The organism is uncultured Thiodictyon sp. (assembly GCA_903837595.1).
In the GTDB taxonomy this organism is placed as follows: Bacteria; Pseudomonadota; Gammaproteobacteria; order Chromatiales; family Chromatiaceae; genus Thiodictyon.
The window spans coordinates 1-1,708 of the sequence record CAILVI010000124.1; the positions used below are offsets into that span (position 1 = coordinate 1).

Consider the following 1,708-nt stretch of genomic DNA (forward strand, 5'->3'; position numbering starts at 1 on the left):
AGTGCACTCTCACGGTCGTGGCCAGCCCCACGACCGTGCGGGTGCTCGCGGGTGCACAGGTCCTCGCCACTCATCCCCGCAGCTATGACCAAGGGGCGCAGATTGAGGACCCCGCCCACCTAGGGAGGCGCTGATTTATTCCGCCACACCGATGGTGTCTGAGTGGTAAGATTCTGGACCATCCGCCGCCCCCGCCGAGCCGAACGATGACGCCACCCCCCAACGCCCCAGCCGACTGTGCCGCCAAGCGGAAGATCACCCGCCGGGAGCGGTTTCTGGCCGAGATGGAGCAGGTCGTGCCGTGGGTGGCGCTGCTCGGGGCGTTGGCGCCGCACTACTTTCCTGGCGCTGAGGGGCGTCGTGGTCGCCCGCCGGTGGGGTTGGAGCGGATGCTGCGGATGTACTTCGTGCAGCAGTGGTACGGCTTGGCGGACGAGGCGACGGAAGAGGCTCTGTACGACAGCCGGTCGCTGTGTGGCTTCGTCGGCATTGACCTGGAGCGCGAGTCGGTGCCGGACGCCACGACACTGTTGAAGTTCCGGCGCTTGCTGGAGGACCAGGGGCTGACCGAGACGATCTTCGAGACCGTCAACGACGGGCTGCGCGAGCGTGGGCTGTTGTTGAACAAGGGCACGCTGGCCGACGCGACCATCCTGGCCGCACCGTCCTCGACCAAAAACAAGGACAAAGCGCGTGATCCGGAGATGCACCAGACCCGCAAGGGCAATCAGTGGTACTTCGGCATGAAGGCGCATATCGGCGCCGATGCCGACTCCGGACTGGTGCATACCGTGATCGGCACCGCCGCCAATGTCGCCGACGTCACCCAAATCGAGCATCTGCTGCACGGCGAGGAGGAGGCGGTGTTTCTTGATGCCGGCTACATCGGGGCCGATAAACGCGAGGCGGTCAAGGAGCGGAAGGTGGATTGGCACATCGCCATGAAGCGCGGCAAGATCAAGACCATGGTCGAGGGTCCCCTGAAGGAACTGACGGTTCGTGCGGAGCGACTCAAGGCGCAAATCCGCTCGCGGGTCGAGCATCCCTTCCATGTGGTCAAGGACCTGTTTGGCCATCGCAAGGTCCGTTACAAGGGTCTGGCGAAGAACGTCGCCCACCTGCATACCCTGTTCGCCTTGGCGAATCTGGTGCGCGTCAAGCAGGCCCTGCTGGCCTGAGGCGCCCAAGGTGTGCCCCGAATACGGGGCACAGCAGCAAAAAACGCGATAACGAGAGGTCATGAGGCTGATTCACACGACAAACCGTTCGACTTTCCAGGCCCGCTGAAAAAATCACGCCATCCAAAGGCGTCGCGGCGGGAACCTCGATTTAATCAGCGCCTCCCTAGGTGGGCGTCGGTCAGCTTGAAGTCTGAGCCACAACGTTATCGCGCCGAGCAAAGCTCGGCGTCTCTTGCGGGGTGAAAGTCCCCGTCGGGTAAGGGTGAGCCGCCCGCCCGTATCGAGTGTTGGTCCTGCTGCGGAGTGGCGCAAGCCGCGAACAAGAGTGCAGGGCAAGCGTACACAGAGCATTCTGTAGACCGTAGGGGAAATCGCGTTCCCTGAAGTGCTGGTACAGCTTCGAAAGAGAGTTTGTGGCGAATGCCGAGGGTTTAACGTGTCACCGAAGGCAACACAAGAACATCCGGAAAAGGGCGAAGATGCGAAGATCCGCCGGAGTCCACACACAGGCCATGGTATGCAAGAAG

The 1,708-nt window shown here is 62.5% G+C and carries 1 protein-coding gene; it reads left to right on the plus strand.

Translation table 11 applies throughout. From position 1 onward, the window contains the following. Window positions 1-206: 206 nt before the first annotated feature. Window positions 207-1,178 (plus strand): IS5 family transposase, encoded by a 972-nt coding sequence (locus tag QZY44_RS06710; protein WP_295443996.1) that lies wholly within the window; start codon window positions 207-209, stop codon window positions 1,176-1,178. Window positions 1,179-1,708: the final 530 nt, after the last annotated feature.